Genomic DNA, 21545 nt, shown 5'->3' with positions numbered 1-21545 from the left:
CCCCTCCGTCACACTCTCAGGACCCCTTGGGCTCCTTGGGCAGACCGAGCACGCGCTCGGCAATGATGTTGCGCTGAATCTCGTCCGAGCCGCCGTAGATGGTGTCGGCCCGGGTGAACAGGAACAGCCGCTGCATGGCATCGAGTTCGTACGGCGTCTGCGCGGACCAGTCCCCCGGCCCGATCGCGGCCGCGACACCGCGCACCTGCATGGCGAGCTCCCCGAGCCGCCGATGCCAGCTCCCCCAGAGCAGCTTGGCCACACTCGGCGCCCCGGCATCTGGCTCCGAACTCCCGAGCGTACGAAGGGCGTTGAACCGCATTGCCCGCAGCTCGGCCCACTGCCGCACGAGCCTCTCCCGCACCACTGGATCGGCCACGGCCCCCGCCTCCAGGGCGTCCTGCACGACCAGGGCAAGCTCCTCCGCGAACCCGATCTGCTGCACCAGAGTGGACACGCCCCGCTCGAAGCCGAGCAGCCCCATGGCGACGCCCCACCCGTTGCCCGCGCCGCCGACGACGTGGGCGGCGTCGGCCACGGCCCCGTCGAAGAACACTTCATTGAACTCACTCGTGCCCGTGAGCTGCCGGATCGGCCGCACTTCGATCCGTCCCGGCTGATCCATCGGCACCAGCAGGAAGCTGAGCCCGTGGTGCCGGCTCGACCCCTCCTCGGTCCTGGCCAGGACGAAACACCAGTCCGCGTCGTGCGCGAGGCTCGTCCAGATCTTCTGCCCCGTGATGCGGTACGTGTCCCCGTCACGGACCGCCGAGGTCCGCAGCCCCGCCAGATCCGACCCGGCGTCGGGTTCGCTGTAGCCCTGGCACCAAAGTTCCTCGCCGCGGGCGATGGGAGGCAGAAAGCGCGCCTTCTGCTCCTCACTGCCGTACGCGAGGAGGGTGGGGGCGAGCAGGTTCTCCCCGATGTGGCCGTACCGGCCCGGGGCCTTGGCGCGGGCGTACTCCTCGGCCCAGACGACTTGCTGCGTCAGGCCGGCGACCCTGTTCCCGAACTCGGCGTTCCACCCGAGCCCGATCCACCCGCCCTTCCCCAACTCCCGCTCCCAGGCCCTACGGGCCTCGCCCCCCTCATGCTCGCTACCGGGCCCGCCCCTTCCTCTGGCGGCGGCGAAGTCCCCGGCGAGATGCTCATCGAGCCAGGCCCGCGCCTCTTGGCGAAACGCCTCATCCTCAGGCCCGAACCTGAAGTCCACGGTGCCTCCTAGGAGTTACGGACATCTCTCCCGCCCCGCCCCTTCCCGTAAGGCTGCCGCCGGCACAAATCAGCCCGTCCGGCGTTTGAGGACGAAGGGGGCCAGGGGCGAAGCCCCAGTCGTCGAAGACTTTCGGGAAGGGGCGGGGCGGGGAGAAAATCAAGCGTTGGGCCGATCCTTCTTGGCCGCAGCCTCAGCCATCGCCTTCAGCTGCGCCAGCATCGGCATCGGATCAACCCCGACCGTCCCCGGCAGGAAGTCCGCGATCTTCTCCGGCGTCCAGGCCCCATCCGCGTACCCGGCCCGCAATTCACGAGGCTGCGCCCAGACCGCGATCTTCGGCCCCGCAATCGTGTACACCTGCCCAGTGATCTCCTCGGCCCGAGCCCGCTCGGAGAGCAGATACACCACCAGGGCAGCCACATCCTCCGGCTCCCCGATCTCCTTCAACTCCATCGGAACATTCGCCGACATCCGAGTACGAGCGACAGGCGCCACCGCATTGGCGGTGACCCCGTACTTGTTCAAGCCCAGCGCAGCGCTACGCACCAGCGAGATGATCCCGCCCTTGGCAGCCGAGTAGTTGGCCTGCGCCACCGACCCTTGGTGATTGCCGCTCGTGAACCCGATCAAGGTCCCCGAGCCCTGCTTGCGCATGACGGCGGCGGCAGCCCGGAAGACGGTGAAGGTGCCCTTCAGGTGAGTGGCGACCACCGGGTCCCACTCCTCCTCGGACATGTTGAAGAGCATCCGCTCCCGCAGGATCCCGGCAACGCACACCACCCCGTCGATGCGCCCGAACTCCGCGAGCGCGGTATCCACGATCCGCTGCCCACCGGCCATGGTCGAAATGTCATCGGCGACCGCGACGGCCGAACCTCCCGCCGCGACGATCTCTTTGACCACCGACTCGGCGACCTCACTCGTCGGCTCGCCACCCTCGATGGACACGCCGTAGTCATTGACGATGACCTTCGCGCCCTCGGCGGCAGCCGCGAGCGCCACGGCCCGGCCGATGCCTCGACCGGCCCCGGTGACGGCGACGACCTTGCCTGCCAAGAAGTTCCCCACGTCCGGCCCCTTCCCGCGGTTTCTGACGGACCGTTAGATTCTATGGGTCATCAGATACGCGAGCACAAGCCCCCACAGCCAACGGACTTGAAGCAGCACACGTGAAACAGCGCACGTGAAGCAGCGCACGCAAGGCAGCGCACGTGAAGCAACGGACTTGAGGAGAACGCCATGGGACTGCCGCCCGAGTTCCACGACATCGCCAAGCGCATCAACAACTGGGGCCGCTGGGGCGCCGACGACGAGATCGGCACGCTGAACCTGATCACCGATGACGTCGTACGCGCGGCCGCAGCCGAGATCAGGACCGGCCGCCGCATCCCGCTCGCGCTCCCCCTCCAGGAGGACGGCGTACAGACGGGCCTGATCGAGGGCCGGGTGAACGCGGAGCACACCCAGTTCCAGATCAACCAGGAGATATTCGGCGAAGGCACGGTGGCCTGCAGCGACGACGCCGTGACGATGGGCCTGCAGGCGGGCACCCACTGGGACGCCCTGACCCATGTCTCCCACTCGGGCAAGATCTACAACGGCCGCCCCGCGAGCTCCATCACCCCTGACGGCGGGGCCGAGTTCAGCGGCATCGACAAGGCACGGCACATCGTCTCGCGGGGCGTACTGCTCGACGTGGCGGCGGCGAAGGGCCTCGACCGGCTGCCGGGAGACCATGCCGTCACCCCCGAAGACCTGGAAGAGGCCGAGGAGTTCGGGGGCGTACAGGTGCGCGCCGGCGACATCGTCCTCGTACGCACCGGGCAGATCCAGCAGTACCGGGCCGGCGACAAGCACGCGTACAGCTTCCCGTCCCCCGGTCTGTCGATCCGCACGCCCGAGTGGTTCCACGCGCGCGACGTGGCCGCGGTCGCCAATGACACCCTGACCTTCGAGATCTTCCCGCCGGAGATCGAGGACCTGTGGCTGCCGGTGCACGCCCTGGATCTGGTCGAGATGGGGATGCTGCAGGGTCAGAACTGGGATCTCGAAGAGTTGTCCACAGCCTGTGCACAGGAGTCTCACTACTCGTTCCTGCTGTCGGCCATGCCCGAGCCGTTCGTCGGCGCCACGGGAACGCCGGTCGCGCCGATCGCCGTCCTCTAGACCTTCGGGCCGACGCCCGTCCCGTACTTCAAGGTGACAAACCACCGGTCCGGGTGTTGACGATTCGTGTCCGTTTGATCACGCTTGTGGACATGGATTCGCCGCGAGGGGACGCCGAGGAAGCCAGTGACGGGCTGGCCCCTCGACGAGTGCGGATCGCGTTCGGCGGTCGGCTCCGCCAGGGCCTGGAGCGGACCCGGACGCGCAGTGGACGGTGGTGCGCTCTGCCGCGCTCGGGGTGGCAGAGCGCACCACCGCCCGACCCACGAGGTCGGGGCCGGAGTTACGCGGGGAAGGCGATGACGCCGACGGGCTCCGAGCGGTGGACGCTCGCAGACTCCCGGTCCACCTCGCACCAGATGCTCTTGCCGGCACCCTCGGGCTGCCAGCCCCAGCGGTCGGCGAGACCGTCGACGAGTTCGAGGCCCCGGCCGTTCGTCTCGTCGCCCTCCGCGTGCCGCGGCCGGGGCGGCCGGGCGCTGGAGTCGGCGACCTCGACGCGCACCGTGTCCGGGGAGGACTCCTCGGCCACATCGCCATTGCCGAGCAGCAGCATCCGCAGAACGGCCGGACAGCCCGTGTGCACCACGGCGTTGGTGACAAGTTCAGAGATGAGCAGGACCAGCGTCTCCGCCAGTGGCTCATCGGCCTCTATACCGGAACCAGCGAGCCGCGACCTGGCCCACCTCCGGGCACGCCCCACCTCTGCGGGATCGGCCCCGACCTCCAGCTGAACCTGAAGCACCTGCACCGCTCACACCATCCGAACCGGCGGACACATCGCCTCGTGTCTCCTCGGGGTCACGGAACGTGATCCCCGTGCAAGACAGCATGGTTGACGTACAGTCACCCCAACAAGCGCTTCGGGCATATTCCAGCGCGAAGGAGTACGCGTGCGGCATACTGTGCGACGCGCGCCGCGGGGAGTCGAACGCAGGGGCGGCAAAGGCCTCCACGCCGTACGAGCGGCACGCATTGCCGGTTCCGGAGTGGCCGCAGAGGCCCCTCCGGTATGGCTCAGCATCAGAACCACTCGCATCTCACGGAGCGTACCGGAGCGGAAGCCCGACTCCGTGATGTGACGAGTCACGCGTAGGACACGACCTGATATCGACGCTGAGTAGTCGTATCCCACAAAAAGTTGTCGATCAGTGGCTCACAGCGCCGCCGCAAGCTCCTCCTCCGCCTGCGCCGCCGACCCGCCGAACTCGGCCCGCACCCACGCGCGCTTCAGATGCAGATGTACGTCGGCCTCCCAGGTGAACCCCATCCCGCCGTGCACCTGCAGACAGTCCCGCGCATTGCGCACGGCGGCATCGTCGGCGAGCAACTTGGCCCCCGCGATCTCAAGGCGGTCCCCGGTGACAGCGGCCGCGTACACCGCACTGCGGGCCACCTCGGCCCGCACGAGCATCTGCGCACAGAGATGCTTCACGGCTTGGAACGCCCCGATGGGCTGCCCGAATTGCTGACGCTCACCGGCGTACTGGACGGCCATCTCGGTGGTACGAGCAGCACTGCCGAGCTGCTCGGCGGCGGTGAGCAGGGCGGCCACAGCGCCATCCGGTACCCCTACCGCTGTGGGCACCTTATGGAGCGGCGTGAGCGGGTCTACCGAGCTCGTCGGCACGGCACCGGACGCGTCACCACGTACGACATCGGCGAACTCCAACCAGGGAACCAGCCCGGACTCGTCCACGTCAGTGACCACCACGGTCCCGGAGGCAGCGCCTTCGACAGAGCCCGCCGCGAGGTGAGTCGCCACCAACGGCCCGGGCAACAGCACCCGCCCCGCCTCCTCGAAGGCCAACACCGCCTCGGGAAGCCCGAGCCCCACCCCGCCCTCCGCCTCCGGCAACCGGAGCGCGAAGAACCCGGCCTCGCCGAGCTCCCGCCACAGCTCCCGGTCCAGGGACGGCGAATCCACCGCGGCCCGCAGGGCATCCCGCCCGAAGCGACCTTCGAGCAGCTCCCGCACTCCGGCCTTCAACGCCCGCTGATCGTCCGACAGTTGAAAGTCCACGCTCAGCGCCCCTTCGGCAGACCGAGGATCCGCTCGGCCACGATGTTCTGCTGGATCTGCGACGTACCGGCCGCGATCGTGTACGACAGCGACGACAGCCGGTCGAGGTTCCACTCGCGCGCCAGGTCGAGCGAGTCGGGCCCGAGGACCTCCGCCGCCGTGTCGTACAGCTCCTGCCGCGCGTGCGAGTAGCGCAGCTTGAAGACGGAGCCGCCGATCCCGGGCACGCCGCCGGAGGCCTGCGCCTCGCTGACGTTCCACTGGGTGAGCCGCCACAGCGCGCTGAGTTCGGCGTTCAGGCGGCCCAGCTTTCGCCTGATGACCGGGTCGTCCCAACGCCCGTTCTTCCTTGCCTCGGCGGCGAGTTGACCAAGCGTCCGCCGACAGGCCACCACCTCCCCCACGAAGGCGGTGCCCCGCTCGAACGACAAGGTCACCATGGTCACGCGCCAGCCGTCGTTCTCGTCCCCGACCCGGTTGCCGACCGGCACCCGCACCTCGTCGAGGAACATCTCGGCGAACTCCGTGGAGCCCGCGAGCGTACGCAGCGGCCGGATGGTCACCCCTGGCGCGTCCATCGGCATCGCGAGCCACGAGATCCCGCGGTGCTTGGGCACCTCGGCACTGATGGGCTCGGTGCGCACCAACAGCTCGCACCAGTCGGCGACTTCGGCGTGCGAGGTCCAGATCTTCGACCCGGTGACGACGTACTCGTCCCCGTCGCGCACGGCCTTCGTACGCAGCGACGCGAGGTCCGATCCGGCGTCCGGTTCGCTGAACCCCTGGCACCACATCTCGTCCCCGCACAGCACGGGCGGCAGCCAGCGCGCCCGCTGCTCGGCCGTGCCCTCGGCGGCGATGGTGGGGCCCGCGTGCAGCAGCCCCACGAAGTTCGCCCCGACGTAGGGCGCCCCGGCCCGCTCCGTCTCCTCCAGGTAGATCAGGTGCTGGGTGGGGGTCGCCCCGCGCCCGCCCGCGTCGACCGGCCAGTGCAGTCCCGCGTACCCGGCGTCGTACAACATCCGCTGCCAGCCCGCGTCATGGCGCCGGCGCGCGGGCCAGTCGGCGGGGTCGGGCTTGGGCGGCAGCCCGGGAAGGACCTTCCCGAGCCACTCCCGCAGCCGCGCCCGGAACTCTTCCTCTTCCTCGGTGTAGGTGAGGTCCATGGGGCCGGCACCTGCCTACTTGTCGAAGTCGAGGCCGAGCATGCGGATCGCGTTGCCCCGCATCAGCTTGTAGATCGTCTCGTCGTCGAGGCCCTTCACATGGTCGAGGGCGACTTCCTTGGTGTGCGGGAAGGTCGAGTCGACGTGCGGGTAGTCGGTCTCGAACGTGGCGTTGTCACGGCCGACGACGTCCAGCGAGGCGATCCCGTGCTTGTCGCGGAAGAAGCAGCAGAACATCTGCCGGTAGTAGTACGTCGACGGCGGCTCGGGGATCAGGTCCCGTACCCCGCCCCACGCCCGGTGCTCCTCCCACACGTCATCGGCGCGCTCGAGGGCGTACGGAATCCATCCCATCTGCCCTTCGCTGTACGCGAGTTTGAGCGTAGGGAACTTCACCAGGACCCCGCTGAAGAGGAAGTCCATCATCGAGGCCATGGCGTTGTTGAAGCTGAGGCTGGCCTGCACGGCGGGCGGCGCGTCCGGGGACGCGGCCGGCATCTGGCTGCTGCTCCCGATGTGCATGTTGACGACCGTGCCGGTCTCCTGGCAGATCGCGAAGAAGGGGTCCCAGTACCCGGAGTGGATGGACGGCAGTCCGAGGTACGTCGGAATCTCGGAGAAGGTGACCGCCCGAACCCCCCGCGCGGCATTCCGCTTGATCTCGGCGACGGCGAGGTCGATGTCCCAGAGCGGGATGATGCAGAGCGGGATGAGGCGGCCCCCGGAGCCCCCGCACCACTCCTCCACCATCCAGTCGTTGTACGCGCGGACGCAGGCGAGCGCGACTTCCTTGTCGTGCGCCTCGGCGAAGGTCTGGCCGCAGAAGCGGGGGAAGGTCGGGAAGCAGAGGCTCGCCTCGACATGGTTGAGGTCCATGTCCTTCAGGCGCTCCTTCGGGTCCCAGCAACCCCTGCGCATCTCCTCTCGGGTGATGCCTTCGAGGGTCATGTCGTCCCGGTCGAAGCCGACGGCCGCGATGTTCCGCTTGTACGGGAACTTGAGGTCCTCGTAGATCCACCAGTCGGTGGGCGGGCCGTCCGGGTCCATGGTGATGACGTACTTGCCGCCGGTGTACTCGAGTTCACCGATGCCCGCGGTGAGGGGCTTGGGCCCCCGGTCCTGGTATTTCTTCGGCAGCCAGGTCTCGAAGAGGTGCGCCGGCTCGATCACATGGTCGTCGACGCTGATGATCCGAGGCAGTTCCATGGGGTCCCCTCACCTGACTGACGTTTCCGGCTGTCGTTCGCGACTCACGTTTCTGATGGGTCGTCAGATAGAGGCTAGCCCCCGCACCTCTGGACCGACAAGGCGCTGAGTCCTACGCTCTGCCTGAATCTGACAACCCGTCAGCTCTTTCTGTCGTGGAGGGTTGGGAATGACCATCTGGGAACGAGCCCGCGAGCACGCCGATCTCGACTCCTCGCCCACCTTCTGGGAACTGATCTGCCGCCGCGCGGCCCGCACCCCGGACGCGCGGGTCCTCATCCAGGCCGCGGACGACCCGGCCGACGACCGCACCCTGACCTTCGCCGAGCTGCGCTCACGTGCGGAACGGGTGGCGGCGGGGCTGTACGACATGGGCGTACGCCCCGGAACGGTCGTCGCCTGGCAGCTGCCGACCCGCATCGAGACGGCCCTGCTCTCCTTCGCCCTGGCCCGCCTGGGCGCCGTACAGACGCCGATCATTCCCTTCTACCGCGACAAGGAAGTCGGCTTCGCGCTGCGCGAGTCGAAGGCGGAGTTCTTCGCGGTGCCGGGGGTGTGGCGGGGCTTCGACCACACGGAAATGGCCGGGCGCCTCGGCGCGCGGGGCATCTTCGAGGCGTACTCCGACGACCAACTCCCGGACGGCGACCCGTCCGTACTGCCTCCCGCCCCCACCGACGGCACGGCGGTCCGCTGGATCTACTGGACGTCCGGCACGACCTCCGACCCCAAGGGCGTACTGCACACGGACCGTTCACTGATCGCGGGCGGCGCCTGCCTCGCGCACGCCCTGCATCTGTCGGCGTCCGACGTGGGCTCGATGGCGTTCCCCTTCGCACACATCGCGGGCCCGGACTACACGGTGATGCTGCTCCTGTACGGGTTCCCCGCGGTGATGTTCGAGAAGTTCGCGATGCCGGACGCGCTGGACGGCTACCGGCGCCACGGCGTGACGGTGGCGGGCGGCTCGACGGCGTTCTACTCGATGTTCCTGACGGAACAACGCAAGGACCCGTCGTCGAAGCTGATTCCTTCCCTGCGCCTGCTGGCCGGCGGCGGGGCCCCCAAGCCGCCCGAGATCTACCACGCGGTGGTCCGCGAGATGGACTGCCAACTGACCCACGGGTACGGCATGACCGAGGTCCCCATGATCACGATGGGCGCCCCCGACGACACGGTCGAGAACCTGGCGACGACGGAGGGCCGCCCCCCGGCCGGCATGGAGATCCGCATCATGGACCCCGACGGCAAGGAGCTGCCGCCCGACGTCGACGGCGAGGTGCGACTGCGCGGCGAGGCGGTCTGCCAGGGTTATCTGGACCCCGTCCAGTCGGCCTCGGTCTTCGACTCCGACGGCTTCCTGATCACGGGCGACGTGGGCCACCTCCGCCCGACCGGCCACCTGGTCCTCACGGGCCGCCTGAAGGACATCATCATCCGCAAGGGCGAGAACATCTCGGCGAAGGAGATCGAGGACCTGCTCCACCAGCACCCGTCGGTCGACGAGGCGGCGGTCGTCGGGCTGCCGGACCCGGAGCGGGGCGAGCGGGTGTGCGCAGTCGTCCAACAGCGCGCGGGCGCGGCGGAGTTGAGCCTGCCGCTGCTGACCGCATACCTCCAGGAACAGGGCCTCGCCCGCCACAAGCTGCCGGAGCAGCTGGAGGTGGTGGAGGCCCTGCCTCGGAACGAGACGCTGCGGAAGGTACTGAAGTACAAGCTGCGGGAGCAGTTCGCGTAGGGCGGGCGGGGCTGAGCGGGAGGGGACGGGGCTGGGCGGGGCTGAGCGGGACGGGGCTGGGCGGGGCTGAGCGGGACGGGGCTGGGCGGGGCTGAGCGGGACGGGGCTGGGCGGGGCTGAGCGGGACGGGGCGGGGCGAGGCTGGGTGAGGTGGGGCGAATAGGGCATCCTGGCGCCCGATATGCACCAGTTCTGGTGCCCCATTTCCCTCACGTGCCGCTGCGGCTTCGCGCCTGCGCGCCTTCGGGCCGCTGCGCCTTCGCGCCGTCGCGGCTGCGCGCCTCCGCCGCTGCAGGCCTCCGCCGCTGCGGGCGCCGGGGCCGCCCCGCCCCGTCCCGCCCCCAGCCCTCCGGCCCCCAGCCCGCCCCGACCCCAGCCCGCCAGGCCCCGGCCCCAGCCCGCCCCGCCCGTCAGGCGTCAGGAGCCGGAGTCGTGAAGTACCCCGCGAAGGCCGCCAGGATCTCGGCCTCGGCGATCCGGCCGTCCCCGTCCGCGTCCAGCGCGGCGGCGGCGATCCCCGCCAGCTCGGCCCCGACCCCGAGCACCCGGAGGACTCGCTCGGCGGACGCCACGGTCGGGCCCTGCCCGTCCTCGTCGGCAACGGCGATCACGGCCCGCAGGAAGGGCCGCGCGATCTCGGCGAACCGCTGCGGACTGTCCCGCAGCCGCTTGACGGCCCCGGTGACGAACTCCTCGCGGGTCACCCGCTGGTCCCCGTCCACATCGGCGATCCCCGCCATGCCCTGCCAGAACGCCTCGGCCCCGGCATAGAGCGCCTGCCCCTTGTCACACCGCGCCGTCGTCCCGAACTCCGCGAGCACGGCCTTCGCCGCTCCACTGAAGTCCTCGCGATCGATATAGCCGTTGTGGTCCTGGTCGAAGCTCGCGAACCGTGCGGCAATCTTGCGCTCGTACTCTGCGCTGTCCATCTCGGCCTCACTGGGTGAAGTGTGGGGTGGGATGCGGTGTCCCTGCGTTCACGACGGAGCGTACGTCGGGTGCGGCGGCCGGGACCCGGAAAAGCAGAGCTTGCGTCAAGAACGCAGGGATTCCGGTACGAGCGCGTGACACGGGCGGGGCGTGAGCTCCGCTTTCAGGCCGGCCTGGCCGGAGCGGACCGATGGGCCCTGGCGTTCGCACACCTGATCAGTTACGGTGCGATTTCGCTTGCGCAAACTATCTACGGGGGTGGAAGACGTGAGCGCATCTCCGCATGCCCGCGGACGGGGCGGCCAACTGGCCGCGAGGTTGGCCGAGTTGACCGACCTCGGCCCGGACGGCCAACTGAATCCGCATGCGCTGCTGGGTGAGTTCCGCCGTACAGAGGTGCTTCTCCCCGTCGTGGACGGCAGCTTGCTGTCGGCACCCTCAGGCGGCATTCGCTGGATCTTCACATTCACAAGTGTGGAAACACTGGAACACTTTGCGAAGCAGCGGCCCGAGACGATCGACGAGTGGGTCCCGGTCCACGGCGCGCAGATCCTCGACCGGATGATTCCGGCCATCGAGGGCCCCACCGGAGTCGCGCTGGACGCGGGGAGCCCTGCGAGCTGGATGCTGCCGCCGGTGGTGGGGATCGTGCCGGACGCGGTGGCGGTGGACGCGGCGGGCGTGGGCCCGGCAGGTGCGGAAGCGGGTGGCCCCCGATGAGCGACGGCTACCGCTTCGACCAGGAAGCCCTGAACCAGATAACGAAGGGCATCAACCTGGCCATGGCCGAGTTGAAGGAGCTCGGCTTCGACATCGAGGCGAATCTGGGGCGGGGCTTCGACGAGCTGGAGCTGACCGGCCTGGAGGTGGGCGACGACAGCCTGACCTCGACGTTCGCGGACTTCTGCGACCGGTGGGGCTGGGGAGTGCGGTCGATGATGCAGGACGCCAACGAGTTCACCAAGCGGCTCGGGCTGTCGGCGGGGATGTACCACGAGCAGGAGCAGTACGTCTCCGACAGCTTGAAGAACGTGTTCGCGGCGGCTCAGGGCGATCCCCACAAGACCAAGGAACAAGTCGATGGGGAGTCCTGGAACAAGGTCTTGAAGGACAACATGGTCACTCAGGTCCAGAACCCGGACTACAGCCACGAGTCGGCGCAGGCCGCCCAGGACACGGCCAACAAGGCCTGGGGACAGACCTGGCAGGACCTCGGAACCTCCACCGTGACCCCCGACGCGTTCTTCGACGACGACACCGACTGGCAGTGGGACGGCCCACCCGAGTCCGAGGCCGAACCCGGTCCCACAGCCGAACTCCGCGAGGACGATCCCGACAGTAGAGCCGAACTCCGCGAGGGCGGGGGTGAGCGCTGATGGGGCTCGGAGACATCGTCGAGGGCGGGCTCAACGAACTCGGCGACGCGGCCGAGGGCGTCATCGACTCGGGGAAGAAGGGCCTTGGCGAGGCCACCAACTTCGTCACCGACAAGACGGCCGACGGGCTGGCCTGGGCAGGCGCCGACGGCGCTGCGGAGGGCGTACGCGACTTCGGCGAGGGCGTGAACAACCGCCTCGGCGGCACGGTCGACGAACGCGGACTCGGCGAGACCGACGACCCCAAGGAACTGATCCACGGCAGCGCCCCCAAGATCGAGGAAAACGCCAAGCACCTCCTCGACTTCGCCAAGGCCTTCGAAACGGTCGGCGACGGCATGCGCAACCTGGCCGGCGAAGGCTGGCAGGGCAAGGCGGCGGACGCCTTCCGCGACAAGTTCGAGATGCACCCCAAGCAATGGCTGAAGGCAGCCGACGCCTGCGAGGACGCGGGCAAGGCACTACAGGCGTACGCGACGACGGTGACCTGGGCGCAGGGGCAGGCGGGCGTCGCGATCGACACGTACAAGAACGCGCAGCGCGCCACGGAGAAGGCCGCTTCGGCACACAACGCCAAAGTGGAGGCGTACAACAAGGCCGCAGACGAGTACTTCACCGCATCCGCTTGGGGCAAGGACCCGGGCCCGAAGCCGACCGAGCCCGGCGACTTCCAGGACCCGGGCGTCGCGGGCCGCCAGGAGGCCCAGGAGATCCTCGACGACGCCCGCCGCCAACGGACGGACGCGGCGCGGGACGCGCAGCAGAAGGTACGGGCGGGGCTGGAAATGGCCCCGGAGAAGCCGGACTTCACGGACCGGGTGGGCGCCGACTTCAAGGACGGCTTCGTCGGCTTCAACCTGAACGCCATGCACTTCGCCGGCGGCGTGGTCAGCGGCGGCACTGACCTGCTCCGGATGGCGCGCACGGTCAACCCGCTGGACCCGTACAACATCACCCATCCCGGCCAGTACTCGGCCGGAGTCCAGACGCTGGCGGCGGGCCTCATCAGCACGGCCGCACATCCCGAGCGGCTGCCCAAGGCGATCGTCGGGGCCGGGTGGGGCAACGACCCCGGTCAAGCATTGGGCGTGCTGGTCTCGAACTTGATCGGGGGGAAGGGCGCGGGGGGTCTGGGACGGGCCGGGGCGAAGGCTGCGGCCAAGAGCACGGCGAAGAGCACAGCACGCAGGAGTCTCGTCGACAGGCTCAAGGACCTCGGACGCAAGTCCGAAGACCGGCCCTGCGAGGGTGACCCCGTGGACGTGGCCACGGGCCGAATGATTCTTCCGCAGACGGACGTGTCACTGCCCGCCGTACTGCCCCTGGACTTCTCTCGCACCTTCGAGTCGTCCTACCGAGCGGGGCACTGGTTTGGCCCCACGTGGGCCTCGACCGCGGATCAACGCCTGGAGGTCGATGCCGAGGGCGTCGTCTTCGTCCGTTCGGATGGCTCGATGCTCGCCTATCCACATCCGGCCCCCGGCGTGCCAGTCATGCCGCAGGCCGGCGACCGGCACCAGCTGGCCATCGACGCGTACGGCGACTACACCGTCATCGACCTGGCAGCAGGGCGGGCCTGGTACTTCGCTGGACCCGGCGGCGACGGGGACGGGATCGCGCTCTTGGAGCAGGTAGCCGATCGCTCGGGCCAATGGCTGGCCTTCTCGTACGACCCCGACGGCGTGCCCGTCCGCATCGATCACAGTGCGGGATACGGCTTGCTGATCACCACTGAAGGCGACCGTGTCACCGCCCTGCATCTGGCGGACGCCGACGGAGACATCGAGCTCATCCGCTATGCCTACGACGGGCGCGGCCACCTGTCAGCGGTGACCAAGTCCTCCGGTCTCCCCACTCGGTTCGCCAATGACGAGCTGGGCCGCATCGTCTCCTGGACCGACACCAACGACTCCTCGTACACCTACGTCTACGACGAACGCGACCGCAGCACCCACCAGTCCGGCCAAGCCGGCCACCTGCGTGGCACCTTCACCTTCGACGAAACCGATCCGGAAACTGGCTACCAGGTCACCACTTACACCAACTCACTTGGTGCCAGCACTCGTTACCTCATCAACAGCGAAATTCAGGTCGTGGCCCACATCGCCCCGGACGGAGCGACGACGCGCACTACGTACGACGAGCGCAGTCGCCCCCAGACGGTCACGGACCCGCTGGGCCGCACGGTGAGCTACGCCTACGACGCGGTGGGCCGCCCCCTGATAATCGTCCGCCCGGACGGCCGTTACACCAGCATCGGCTACAACGAGCTGGGCTTGCCGGTGTCGATTGTGGGCGCGGACGGCGCCCGGACTTCCCAGCAGTTCGACGAGTGGGGCAACCGAACGTCGGTGACGGTTAGGACGGGGGCCACGACTCTCTTCACTTACGACGATCGGGGGCATCTGGCCTCAGTTACAGACGCGTTGGGGGCAACGACCTCGATTCGCTGCGATGCGGCGGGCCTACCCCTCCGCATCACGGACCCGCTGGGCGCGGTGACGTCGTACGAGCGGGACGCCTTCGGTCGGCCGGTCATGGTTACCGATCCGCTCGGCGCCACGACCCACCTGGAGTGGACGGTGGAGGGCAAACTGTCTCGCCGCACTGCCCCGGACGGGGCAGTGGAGTCCTGGACGTACGACGGCGAAGGCAACTGCACCTCCCATACTGACGCGATGGGCGCGGTCTCGCGCTTCGAGTACACCCACTTCGACCTGCTGACGGCGCGTACAGGCCCTGACGGGGTTCGCTACGAATTCGAGCACGACACGGAACTCCAACTCCGTAAGGTATCCAACCCCCAGGGTCTGACCTGGAGTTACGAGTACGACCCAGGTGGCCGCCTGATATCGGAAACGGACTTCGATGGCCGCAGGCTGTCCTACAGTCACGACGCAGCAGGCCAGTTGTCGTCCCGCATCACTCCCTCCGGCGCGGAGATCCAATTCCAGCGGGATGTTCTCGGCCGCACGGTGGCGAAGGATGTGGCGGGCGCACTCACTGCGTACGCATACGACGTAGCAGGTGGGCTCTCCCAGGCAAGCAACGCAGACGCCGAACTTACCTTGGAAAGAGACGAATTCGGCCGAGTGCTCTCGGAAACGGTCAACGGCCGGACCCTGAGCTACGGGTACGACGCACTGGGCCGCCGCACATCCCGCACCACCCCGACAGGCGCCCAGAGCTCATGGGCTCACGACGCGGCAGGCAATCGCACCGAACTCACCACGTCCGGCCGAACCCTGTCCTTCGCGCACGACGCGACGGGTCGCGAACTGACCCGTCAGATCGGCGACGCACTAACGATCTCCAACACATACGACGTAGTGGGCCGCCTGACGAAGCAGAGCCTCCTTGGCCCGTCTTCATCCGAGGCCCCGATCCAACACCGTTCCTACGCATACCGCGCAGACGGCAACCTGATTGCCCTGGACGACCAGTTGGCCGGTTCCAAGCACTTCGACCTGGACATGGCCGGCCGGGTCACGGCGGTGCACGCGGCGGGTTGGACGGAGTCGTACGCATACGACGAGGCGGGCAACCAGACCTATGCGAGCTGGCCGGCGCCGATGCCAGGGCAGGAGGCAGTGGGCCCGCGTGCGTACGCAGGAACCCGAATACGCGCGGCAGGCGGAGTCCGCTACGAGCACGACTCGGCCGGCCGTGTGACGGTACGGCAGAAGCCTCGGCTCTCTCGCAAGCCGGACACATGGCGGTACACGTGGGACGCAGAGGACCGGCTTGTCTCAGTGCTCACGCCGGATGGGGTGACCTGGCGCTATCTGTACGACCCTCTGGGCCGGCGAATCGCAAAGCAGCGCCTTGGGGTGGCGGCTGAAGGGTCCGAAGCGATCATGGAACAGGTCGACTTCACATGGGACGGAACGACACTCTGCGAACAGACAACCCGGGCACCCGGCACATCACAGGGCAGGCTAACCCTCACCTGGGACCACGACGGTCTGCGCCCTCTTGCCCAAACCGAGCACAAGACAGCATCTTCTGCGCCTCAAGCAGAAATCGACTCGCGCTTCTACTCGATTGTCACGGACCTCGTCGGTACCCCCACTGAACTTGTCGACGAACAAGGCGACATTGCCTGGCGAACGCTAAGCACGCTCTGGGGAACGACAGCCTGGAGCCGCATAGCGGCGGCGTACACGCCGCTGCGGTTCCCTGGCCAGTATTTCGATCCCGAAACGGGACTCCACTACAACTACTTCCGCACCTACGACCCCGAAACCAGCAGGTACCTCACCCCTGATCCTCTAGGTCTCGCGCCCGCTCCGAACCCTTCCACATACGTGGTCAATCCCCACACGTGGACGGATCCCCTCGGTCTCGCACCAGAAGAGTGCACCGAAGGCGCTAAGAGCAGAGGGAGAATGGCGCAAGAGAGGGGGGAAGAGTATGAAAGATCACTGCAGCAGCAACTCGGCGGAGGAGGCGGATTCTCCGAGAATGGTCGTCAATTTGATGGCGCATTCGTGGACAACGCTACCGGTCGAGGAACTTGGTATGAAGCAAAGTCCGGCGAATTCTGGGATAGGCTGCTATCCGATGAAAAACGGGCGGGCAAATTCTTCTCCACTGAAGGGCAGAAGCAACAAATTGCAGCAAGTAAGGGCATCGACTACGCCGTAATTTCCGAAAGGGCCATCCCCGAGAGAGTAACAAAGTGGCTGGACAAGAAGGGGATACCTTGGCACGTAATCCCCATGGAGTAGACTCGCGGCACTGAAACTGGCAGATAGGAAACAGCGTGAGCAGAACTGCAGATATTGACTTCTCTTTCCATGACCCCGTAGCGATTTCTAACGTGCTGCACGCACTGGTCGAGAATGGCGTTTCATTCCAGCACCAGGGGGAAGTGTCATACGTACTGGACCTCAATGGAATGTTCGAGTGGATCCAAGTTCCCGAAAATGAGTTGAGTCGAGTCACCGCTGAGGCGGATGGTGCGCACGCCAGGTCGTCAATCTTCGCAATCTCGGCTTACTTCACAGAACAAAATACCGGCGGCGAATTCATGTTCCACAAAGACAGAAAGGAAGTTTCCTTCATGGCGACGATTAACCGACGCCACGTCTTTGAGTCGTCAAAGTTTTGCGACTTTGGGTGGTATCTAGATCGGCTAGTACCAGCCTTGGAACCTCTGGGGTTGAGTGAACTAGTTGCACGTGACTACAAGTAGCTGACCGGGCGGCCAGTATCACCCCATCAATGCGACCAGCTCGTAGATCTGTGATCGCCCTGTCTGTTCAAACCCATTGAGGAGGAGCGAGCACGCCCCGAAGCCCGACGGGTGGCGTCTGCCAGGATTTCTGGGTGAGCACGGATCCACCTTTCATGTCATGGCAGATCCCGCTTTGACGGCCCCAAGCAGTGCCTGCAGGGCTGTCCGGGTCGTTGTGAGCGCCGTCGCCGGACTGTCACTTTCGCGAAGCCATATCGCGCGGCCACCCTGCGCTGCGGCCAGCTCGACGCAGTCCTCCCCCGAACCCCCGCCCGAGAACGTCGACTTCTGCCACTGGAGCGGTGCGGACTCGCTGTCGTCTCTCACAGTTCCTCGATGATCCGGCTGATGAGGCTCCGGGACGCGGCCGGAGCCAGGGCAATGGCTTCGATTCTCTCGTAGCGGCCCCGGTACTGCTTCAGGCGGGGTTCGGCATCCAGGAAGACACCGTCGTGGGCCGTGTCGATCTGCACGGTGTCGAGCTGCGGGACAGGCCCGCTCACGTAGAGCAGGGAATGGCCGGCTCCGGCGAAGTCCTCGCTGTCGAAGGGGACCACGCGGACCGTGACATGCCCCAGGTCCGACAGGTACAAGATGCGGTCCAGTTGAGCGCGAGCCGTCTTCCTTCCTCCCACCCGGATGCGTAGGGCCGCTTCGTGGATGATCGCCGCGTACGGCGTCTCACGCTCGCCCGTGATGATCTGCTGCCGTTGGACGCGGAAGGCGACGTGGGCGTCTTGGTCCTTGCGTGGCCAGTCCGGCGACACGTACCGGAAAGCCGCTCGCATGTGCTCCTCCGTCTGGAACAGCCCTGGAATATGGGCCATTTGGAAGGTCCGGATGCCTACGGCGTGATGCTCCAGCTCGGCCAAGTTGAGGCCGGGGGGAGCAACGATTCCGCGGTACTCCTCCCACCATCCCTTGCCGCGCGTTGCCGCCATGTCCACCAAGACATCGATGTACGCGACGTCGTCGCAGGCGTAGTACGCAGCCAGGCGGCGGATGCGCTCTTCGCTGATCCCGCTGCGCCCCGATTCGACGTGGCTCATCTGAATGGGATTCGAGCCCAGCAGGTCCGCTGCGCTACGAGCGGTCACGCCTGCGCGCTCGCGCATCTTGCGCAGCTCCGCACCCAGGCGCTCTTGCCGGGCAGAGGGGGCACTCCTCGGCGGCATACGTTCCTCTCCCCTGGCGGATCACTGGACAGGTACGCAGCGTAAGCCTGTTGGCGCGCTTCCTGACAGTCACCAACCATCACCATAGGGTTGCGCCACCATAATGTTATGTCCTACCTTCAGTAGCGCATCAACCACGGTCGGTTGCATCGGTACATCTATGCCTCAACTCAGCTGTGCCCTCTGCCAGTTCGGAAGCGCACCCACGAAACCTCGATACGTGGGCAATGCCACCGGCGCAGCGGCACATGCGGCAGGCCCCTTCAGCTCACCCCTCAACGGAGTTGATCCGTCATGCCCAAAACCATAAGCACCACAGACGTCCCTCACACGTACACCCTGTACTGCCCAGCCCTCTCCACCTCCCCCCGCATAGCTCGCACCTTCATCGCCACCGTCCTCCGCTCCCAAGCCCTCGACCACCTCAACGAGGCAGCCACCCTCTGCACCTCCGAACTCGTCACCAACGCCGTCGTGCACGCAAGAGGCCCCGGTGCGACGTTGGAGCTCGCCATCGAGGCGACGTACGTACGAGTCGAAGTCCGCGACAGCGACGACCGGCCGCCCGTCTTACGAGAGGGGTACGACGCCGAATCCGGGCGTGGGCTCTGGCTCGTCGACGCGCTCAGTGAAGGGCGGTGGGGTGTCGAGCCCGGCGAAACCGGCGGCGGCAAGGCCGTGTGGTTCGAGCTCCGGACGTGCGGCGGCATGGAGGCGGCCCTCAAGCGCGGTGAGGCCCAGGGATAGCCTGCTCGTCGGCCACGTCACGACAGGGGGAGCCAGCCAGATGTCATACCCGCCGCAGCCGCCGCCTCAAGGGCCCACGCCCACGCCCTATGGGCAGCCCGGGCAGCCTGGGCCTTACGGGCAGCAGGCCGGTCCGGCGCCCTACAGTCAGCCTCCCGGTGGTCCGCTCCCCTACGGGCAGCCGCCGGTGTACGGCCAGCCCCAGTGGCAGCAGCCGAGCCGGGATGTGTTCGTCCCCACCGGGCAGGTCCGGCGGCCGTGGCTGCGGCCGGTCGTGGCTTTCGGTGCTCTGGTCGTTTTCGGGGGCGGGTTCTGGGCGATGGGCGCCCTTGCCGACGACGGAAAGCCGCCGGCGGAGATCGCCAGCAAGGCCTACGTCGGGGATTGCGTGGAGAACCGCGCGTCGAAATCGGATCCTGTGGTGTTCACCATCCCCTGCGACGACGCCGGAGCCGAGTACAAGGTCATGGCTCATGAGTACGGGCGTTACACATGCCCCGCGGGAACCGTCACCTATTACGAGACCGGTGGCCGCAAGGCGACTCTCACGCTGTGCCTGCAGCCCGTGCGTCACTAGTCCCCTCCTCCTCAATCCCCTTCGTACAGCCGTCGGTGCCACCACGCGAGCCCACCCCGTACCGGGACCAAGCTCGGCAGCGTACGGCGGCGGAACTCCAAGTCCAGGGCAGTGAGGAGGAGTTGGAACTCCGTGCGCGGTCGTAGCGGCAGGGACAGCAAGGTCGACTGCGACGCGTCCCGTACCACCGCGATGTCGTCGTACTGGCAGCCGGGGCAAGCCGGGCAGGACGACGCCACCAGGCGGAGTCGGCCTCCAGAGGTGTGGAGGAAGCGGCGGTAAGTGGCAAGGAAGCGGGCCGTGTTGCCGGGTGATACGTGGTGGTCGACTCCCCCGGTGTGCTCCGCCAGGCGGATCGCCGCGCTGGTCGGGAGGGAGAGGCGGTCGATGCGGCCGCCCTCGTGCGTCCACAGGGGTACGCGGGGCGCGGTGGCGCGCAAGGCGCCGGGGCGGTTACGCGGCATCTGCCTTTCGGCAGGAGCGGGAGGGCTGCGTGGCGGTCTGCATGGTCGACATCATGGCATCCCTGCCCCGTGCCGTGGTCAACTTGCCCCCGTGCCAGCCGAAGCCATCGCCAGTGTCATCGCCGTCCTCGGAACGCTGTTGGGTGTGGGGGTCACGCATGCCTTTCAGCGCAGGGCCCTCGCGCGGAGTGAGGCGTTCGCGAGGGATGAGCGGTTGCGGCAGGAACGGATGGACGCCTACAGCTCATACGCGGGGACGCTGATCAACTATCGGCGGAGCCTCATCGAGCGGCGGATGCTGGACGACGGGCACGACTTCGAGGATGACGCGACCGCGATGCGGGCCCGGTCCTACGACCTGCGGACCCAGGCCTACGAGGCTCTGTTCCGCGTACAGATGGTGACGGACATGCCAGCTCTCGCGGCGCAGGCGCAGGAGGCCCTCGACGTGGTGGCGCTGATCCACAAGGCAGACGACGAGGGTGAGTTCGTGGCTCGGCGCGATGCCGCAAAGCAGCGGATATACGCCTTCGTCGCCGCGGCCAAGGTTCACGTGAGCTGACCCCCGTCCGGGATCGTTGCGGTCGCTAATCTACGGTGGCTCGCAGTAGATCGCATCGGACCGGACCGGACGGCCAACGGGGGAACACGACCATGTCCATACCCACGCCACCCCAAGGTGGATACCAGCAGCAGCCTCAGCCTCAGCCCTATGGACAGCAGGGGCCGTACGGTCCGCCGCCGCCGCAGCAGGGTCCGTACGCACCCTCTCCGCAGGGCCCGTACGGGCCGCCGCAAGGCCCACCGCCCGGTGCGCCCGGTCCGTTCCCGTACCCGCAACAGCAGCAGCCGTTCCCGCCCTTCCAGCCGCGCCCGCCGAAGCGGAAGATGCACCCGGCCCTGATCGCGGTGCTGGTCCTGGTCGGGTTGGGGATCCTCGGCACCGTGGTGCGGGCCGCGACGACGGCGAGCAACAGGGGGGCGGGGCCGGAGAGTTCCTACCCCCCGGCCGAGCACAAGCTCGACCTGCCGAAGAGCCTGCTGGACGGCGATTACGACCTGGGCCAGGACCTGTCCAGCGCGGCCCCGCAGGACGACGGCACCTTCAGCCGGGACGACATGAAGGACTTCACCGGCGTCGCCGCGCAGTACACCGGCAAGAACCCTGGGGACATGCTCGTGTTCTCCGGGGCCTACGGCCGGATCCGCAATCAGGAGAACATGCGCGAGAGCGTCCTGGGCGGCGCGGCGAAGGGGGACAACGCCACCCTGGCAGTACCACCGAAGGACATCGTCCCCGCGGGGTCCGGCCTGACGGTGAGCTGCCAGGTCCTCAGCATCGACAACGGCACGGCCAAGGCCAGCACTCCCATGTGCGCCTGGGCCGACGGGAACACGGGCGGAGTGGTGGCCGAGAGCACCGCGGAGTTCGCGAAGCAGGCTCCCGAGGACGTCGACCTCGGGAAGGTCGCCGAGCGCACCCTCCAAGTCCGCGAGGAAATGCGCAAGCCGATCAGCTAGT

At 67.7% G+C, this 21545-nt stretch carries 20 protein-coding genes; 10 read left to right on the top strand and 10 right to left on the bottom strand.

From position 1 onward, the window contains the following. Positions 1 to 16: 16 nt before the first annotated feature. Entirely contained in the window at positions 17 to 1213 is a 1197-nt protein-coding gene (locus OG430_RS28010; RefSeq protein ID WP_327355377.1) for an acyl-CoA dehydrogenase family protein, read from the bottom strand. A gap of 159 nt (positions 1214 to 1372) precedes the next feature. Beyond that, positions 1373 to 2284 (bottom strand): SDR family NAD(P)-dependent oxidoreductase, encoded by a 912-nt coding sequence (locus tag OG430_RS28005; protein WP_327355376.1) that lies wholly within the window; start codon positions 2282 to 2284, stop codon positions 1373 to 1375. A gap of 171 nt (positions 2285 to 2455) precedes the next feature. Between OG430_RS28005 and OG430_RS28000 the strand changes: the two genes are divergently transcribed. Further along, positions 2456 to 3382: a cyclase family protein gene (locus OG430_RS28000; RefSeq protein WP_327355375.1), complete on the top strand. Its 927-nt coding sequence runs from the start codon at positions 2456 to 2458 to the stop codon at positions 3380 to 3382. Positions 3383 to 3665: 283 nt separating this feature from the next. Here OG430_RS28000 and OG430_RS27995 read toward each other — a convergent pair whose 3' ends face one another. The 4 genes from OG430_RS27995 to OG430_RS27980 form a co-directional block, all read right to left on the bottom strand. After that, complete coding sequence (locus tag OG430_RS27995; RefSeq protein WP_327355374.1) at positions 3666 to 4133, bottom strand: ATP-binding protein; 468 nt, start codon at positions 4131 to 4133, stop codon at positions 3666 to 3668. A gap of 405 nt (positions 4134 to 4538) precedes the next feature. Continuing rightward, positions 4539 to 5405: an acyl-CoA dehydrogenase family protein gene (locus OG430_RS27990; RefSeq protein WP_327355373.1), complete on the bottom strand. Its 867-nt coding sequence runs from the start codon at positions 5403 to 5405 to the stop codon at positions 4539 to 4541. A 2-nt stretch (positions 5406 to 5407) separates the two neighbouring features. Continuing rightward, positions 5408 to 6571: an acyl-CoA dehydrogenase gene (locus OG430_RS27985; RefSeq protein ID WP_327355372.1), complete on the bottom strand. Its 1164-nt coding sequence runs from the start codon at positions 6569 to 6571 to the stop codon at positions 5408 to 5410. Between the two features lie 15 nt (positions 6572 to 6586). Beyond that, positions 6587 to 7777 (bottom strand): amidohydrolase family protein, encoded by a 1191-nt coding sequence (locus OG430_RS27980; RefSeq protein ID WP_327355371.1) that lies wholly within the window; start codon positions 7775 to 7777, stop codon positions 6587 to 6589. 169 nt (positions 7778 to 7946) lie between these two features. Between OG430_RS27980 and OG430_RS27975 the strand changes: the two genes are divergently transcribed. Beyond that, the gene (locus OG430_RS27975; RefSeq protein WP_327355370.1) at positions 7947 to 9515 is read left to right on the top strand and encodes a class I adenylate-forming enzyme family protein; all 1569 of its coding nucleotides are present in this window, start codon (positions 7947 to 7949) and stop codon (positions 9513 to 9515) included. A 410-nt stretch (positions 9516 to 9925) separates the two neighbouring features. On the opposite strand, the gene OG430_RS27970 is transcribed toward OG430_RS27975, so the two are convergent. Beyond that, positions 9926 to 10444: an EF-hand domain-containing protein gene (locus OG430_RS27970; protein ID WP_327355369.1), complete on the bottom strand. Its 519-nt coding sequence runs from the start codon at positions 10442 to 10444 to the stop codon at positions 9926 to 9928. A gap of 328 nt (positions 10445 to 10772) precedes the next feature. Between OG430_RS27970 and OG430_RS27965 the strand changes: the two genes are divergently transcribed. Genes OG430_RS27965 through OG430_RS27950 form a run of 4 tightly spaced genes read left to right on the top strand, consistent with a single transcriptional unit; the run spans position 10773 to position 17018 of the window. Then, positions 10773 to 11165: an SseB family protein gene (locus tag OG430_RS27965; protein ID WP_327355368.1), complete on the top strand. Its 393-nt coding sequence runs from the start codon at positions 10773 to 10775 to the stop codon at positions 11163 to 11165. Next, entirely contained in the window at positions 11162 to 11821 is a 660-nt protein-coding gene (locus OG430_RS27960; RefSeq protein ID WP_327355366.1) for a hypothetical protein, read from the top strand. Before OG430_RS27965 ends, OG430_RS27960 begins: the two co-directional genes overlap by 4 nt. Continuing rightward, positions 11821 to 16551 (top strand): putative T7SS-secreted protein, encoded by a 4731-nt coding sequence (locus OG430_RS27955; protein ID WP_327355365.1) that lies wholly within the window; start codon positions 11821 to 11823, stop codon positions 16549 to 16551. Before OG430_RS27960 ends, OG430_RS27955 begins: the two co-directional genes overlap by 1 nt. A gap of 35 nt (positions 16552 to 16586) precedes the next feature. Continuing rightward, entirely contained in the window at positions 16587 to 17018 is a 432-nt protein-coding gene (locus OG430_RS27950; protein WP_327355364.1) for a hypothetical protein, read from the top strand. 153 nt (positions 17019 to 17171) lie between these two features. On the opposite strand, the gene OG430_RS27945 is transcribed toward OG430_RS27950, so the two are convergent. Continuing rightward, positions 17172 to 17387 carry a DUF397 domain-containing protein gene (locus OG430_RS27945; RefSeq protein ID WP_327355363.1) on the bottom strand — a complete coding sequence of 72 codons (216 nt, stop codon included), beginning with the start codon at positions 17385 to 17387 and terminating at the stop codon, positions 17172 to 17174. Continuing rightward, positions 17384 to 18175 (bottom strand): helix-turn-helix domain-containing protein, encoded by a 792-nt coding sequence (locus OG430_RS27940; protein WP_442816564.1) that lies wholly within the window; start codon positions 18173 to 18175, stop codon positions 17384 to 17386. Before OG430_RS27940 ends, OG430_RS27945 begins: the two co-directional genes overlap by 4 nt. Positions 18176 to 18529: 354 nt before the next feature. Here OG430_RS27940 and OG430_RS27935 point away from each other — a divergent pair, with 354 nt between their 5' ends. Together OG430_RS27935 and OG430_RS27930 are read left to right on the top strand one after the other, a co-directional pair. Further along, positions 18530 to 18982, top strand: a complete 453-nt coding sequence (locus OG430_RS27935) for an ATP-binding protein (protein WP_327355361.1) — start codon at positions 18530 to 18532, stop codon at positions 18980 to 18982. Positions 18983 to 19169: 187 nt separating this feature from the next. Beyond that, complete coding sequence (locus tag OG430_RS27930; RefSeq protein ID WP_327355360.1) at positions 19170 to 19559, top strand: LppU/SCO3897 family protein; 390 nt, start codon at positions 19170 to 19172, stop codon at positions 19557 to 19559. An 11-nt stretch (positions 19560 to 19570) separates the two neighbouring features. Here the strand turns inward: OG430_RS27930 and OG430_RS27925 are convergent, their stop codons facing one another. Further along, positions 19571 to 20023: a hypothetical protein gene (locus OG430_RS27925; protein ID WP_327355359.1), complete on the bottom strand. Its 453-nt coding sequence runs from the start codon at positions 20021 to 20023 to the stop codon at positions 19571 to 19573. 91 nt (positions 20024 to 20114) lie between these two features. On the opposite strand from OG430_RS27925, the gene OG430_RS27920 reads away from it, so the two are divergent. Next, positions 20115 to 20585, top strand: coding sequence for a hypothetical protein (locus OG430_RS27920; RefSeq protein WP_327355358.1), 471 nt, complete (start codon positions 20115 to 20117; stop codon positions 20583 to 20585). 92 nt (positions 20586 to 20677) lie between these two features. Next, positions 20678 to 21544 carry a hypothetical protein gene (locus OG430_RS27915; protein WP_327355357.1) on the top strand — a complete coding sequence of 289 codons (867 nt, stop codon included), beginning with the start codon at positions 20678 to 20680 and terminating at the stop codon, positions 21542 to 21544. Position 21545 lies beyond the last annotated feature (1 nt).

This window comes from Streptomyces sp. NBC_01304 (genome assembly GCF_035975855.1).
Lineage (GTDB): Bacteria > Actinomycetota > Actinomycetes > Streptomycetales > Streptomycetaceae > Streptomyces.
Note: the sequence above shows the minus strand (reverse complement) of the source record. Positions and strands in the feature narration are given on the sequence as shown.

Bases quoted from the DNA above. Each gene is read 5' to 3' on its own strand.
- OG430_RS28000 (WP_327355375.1), top strand. From the start codon at position 2,456: ATGGGACTGCCGCCCGAGTTCCACGACATCGCCAAGCGCATCAACAAC.
- OG430_RS27985 (WP_327355372.1), bottom strand. From the start codon at position 6,571: ATGGACCTCACCTACACCGAGGAAGAGGAAGAGTTCCGGGCGCGGCTG.
- OG430_RS27980 (WP_327355371.1), bottom strand. From the start codon at position 7,777: ATGGAACTGCCTCGGATCATCAGCGTCGACGACCATGTGATCGAGCCG.
- OG430_RS27975 (WP_327355370.1), top strand. From the start codon at position 7,947: ATGACCATCTGGGAACGAGCCCGCGAGCACGCCGATCTCGACTCCTCG.
- OG430_RS27970 (WP_327355369.1), bottom strand. From the start codon at position 10,444: ATGGACAGCGCAGAGTACGAGCGCAAGATTGCCGCACGGTTCGCGAGC.
- OG430_RS27960 (WP_327355366.1), top strand. From the start codon at position 11,162: ATGAGCGACGGCTACCGCTTCGACCAGGAAGCCCTGAACCAGATAACG.
- OG430_RS27955 (WP_327355365.1), top strand. From the start codon at position 11,821: ATGGGGCTCGGAGACATCGTCGAGGGCGGGCTCAACGAACTCGGCGAC.
- OG430_RS27940 (WP_442816564.1), bottom strand. From the start codon at position 18,175: ATGCGCGAGCGCGCAGGCGTGACCGCTCGTAGCGCAGCGGACCTGCTG.
- OG430_RS27935 (WP_327355361.1), top strand. From the start codon at position 18,530: ATGCCCAAAACCATAAGCACCACAGACGTCCCTCACACGTACACCCTG.
- OG430_RS27925 (WP_327355359.1), bottom strand. From the start codon at position 20,023: ATGCCGCGTAACCGCCCCGGCGCCTTGCGCGCCACCGCGCCCCGCGTA.
- OG430_RS27915 (WP_327355357.1), top strand. From the start codon at position 20,678: ATGTCCATACCCACGCCACCCCAAGGTGGATACCAGCAGCAGCCTCAG.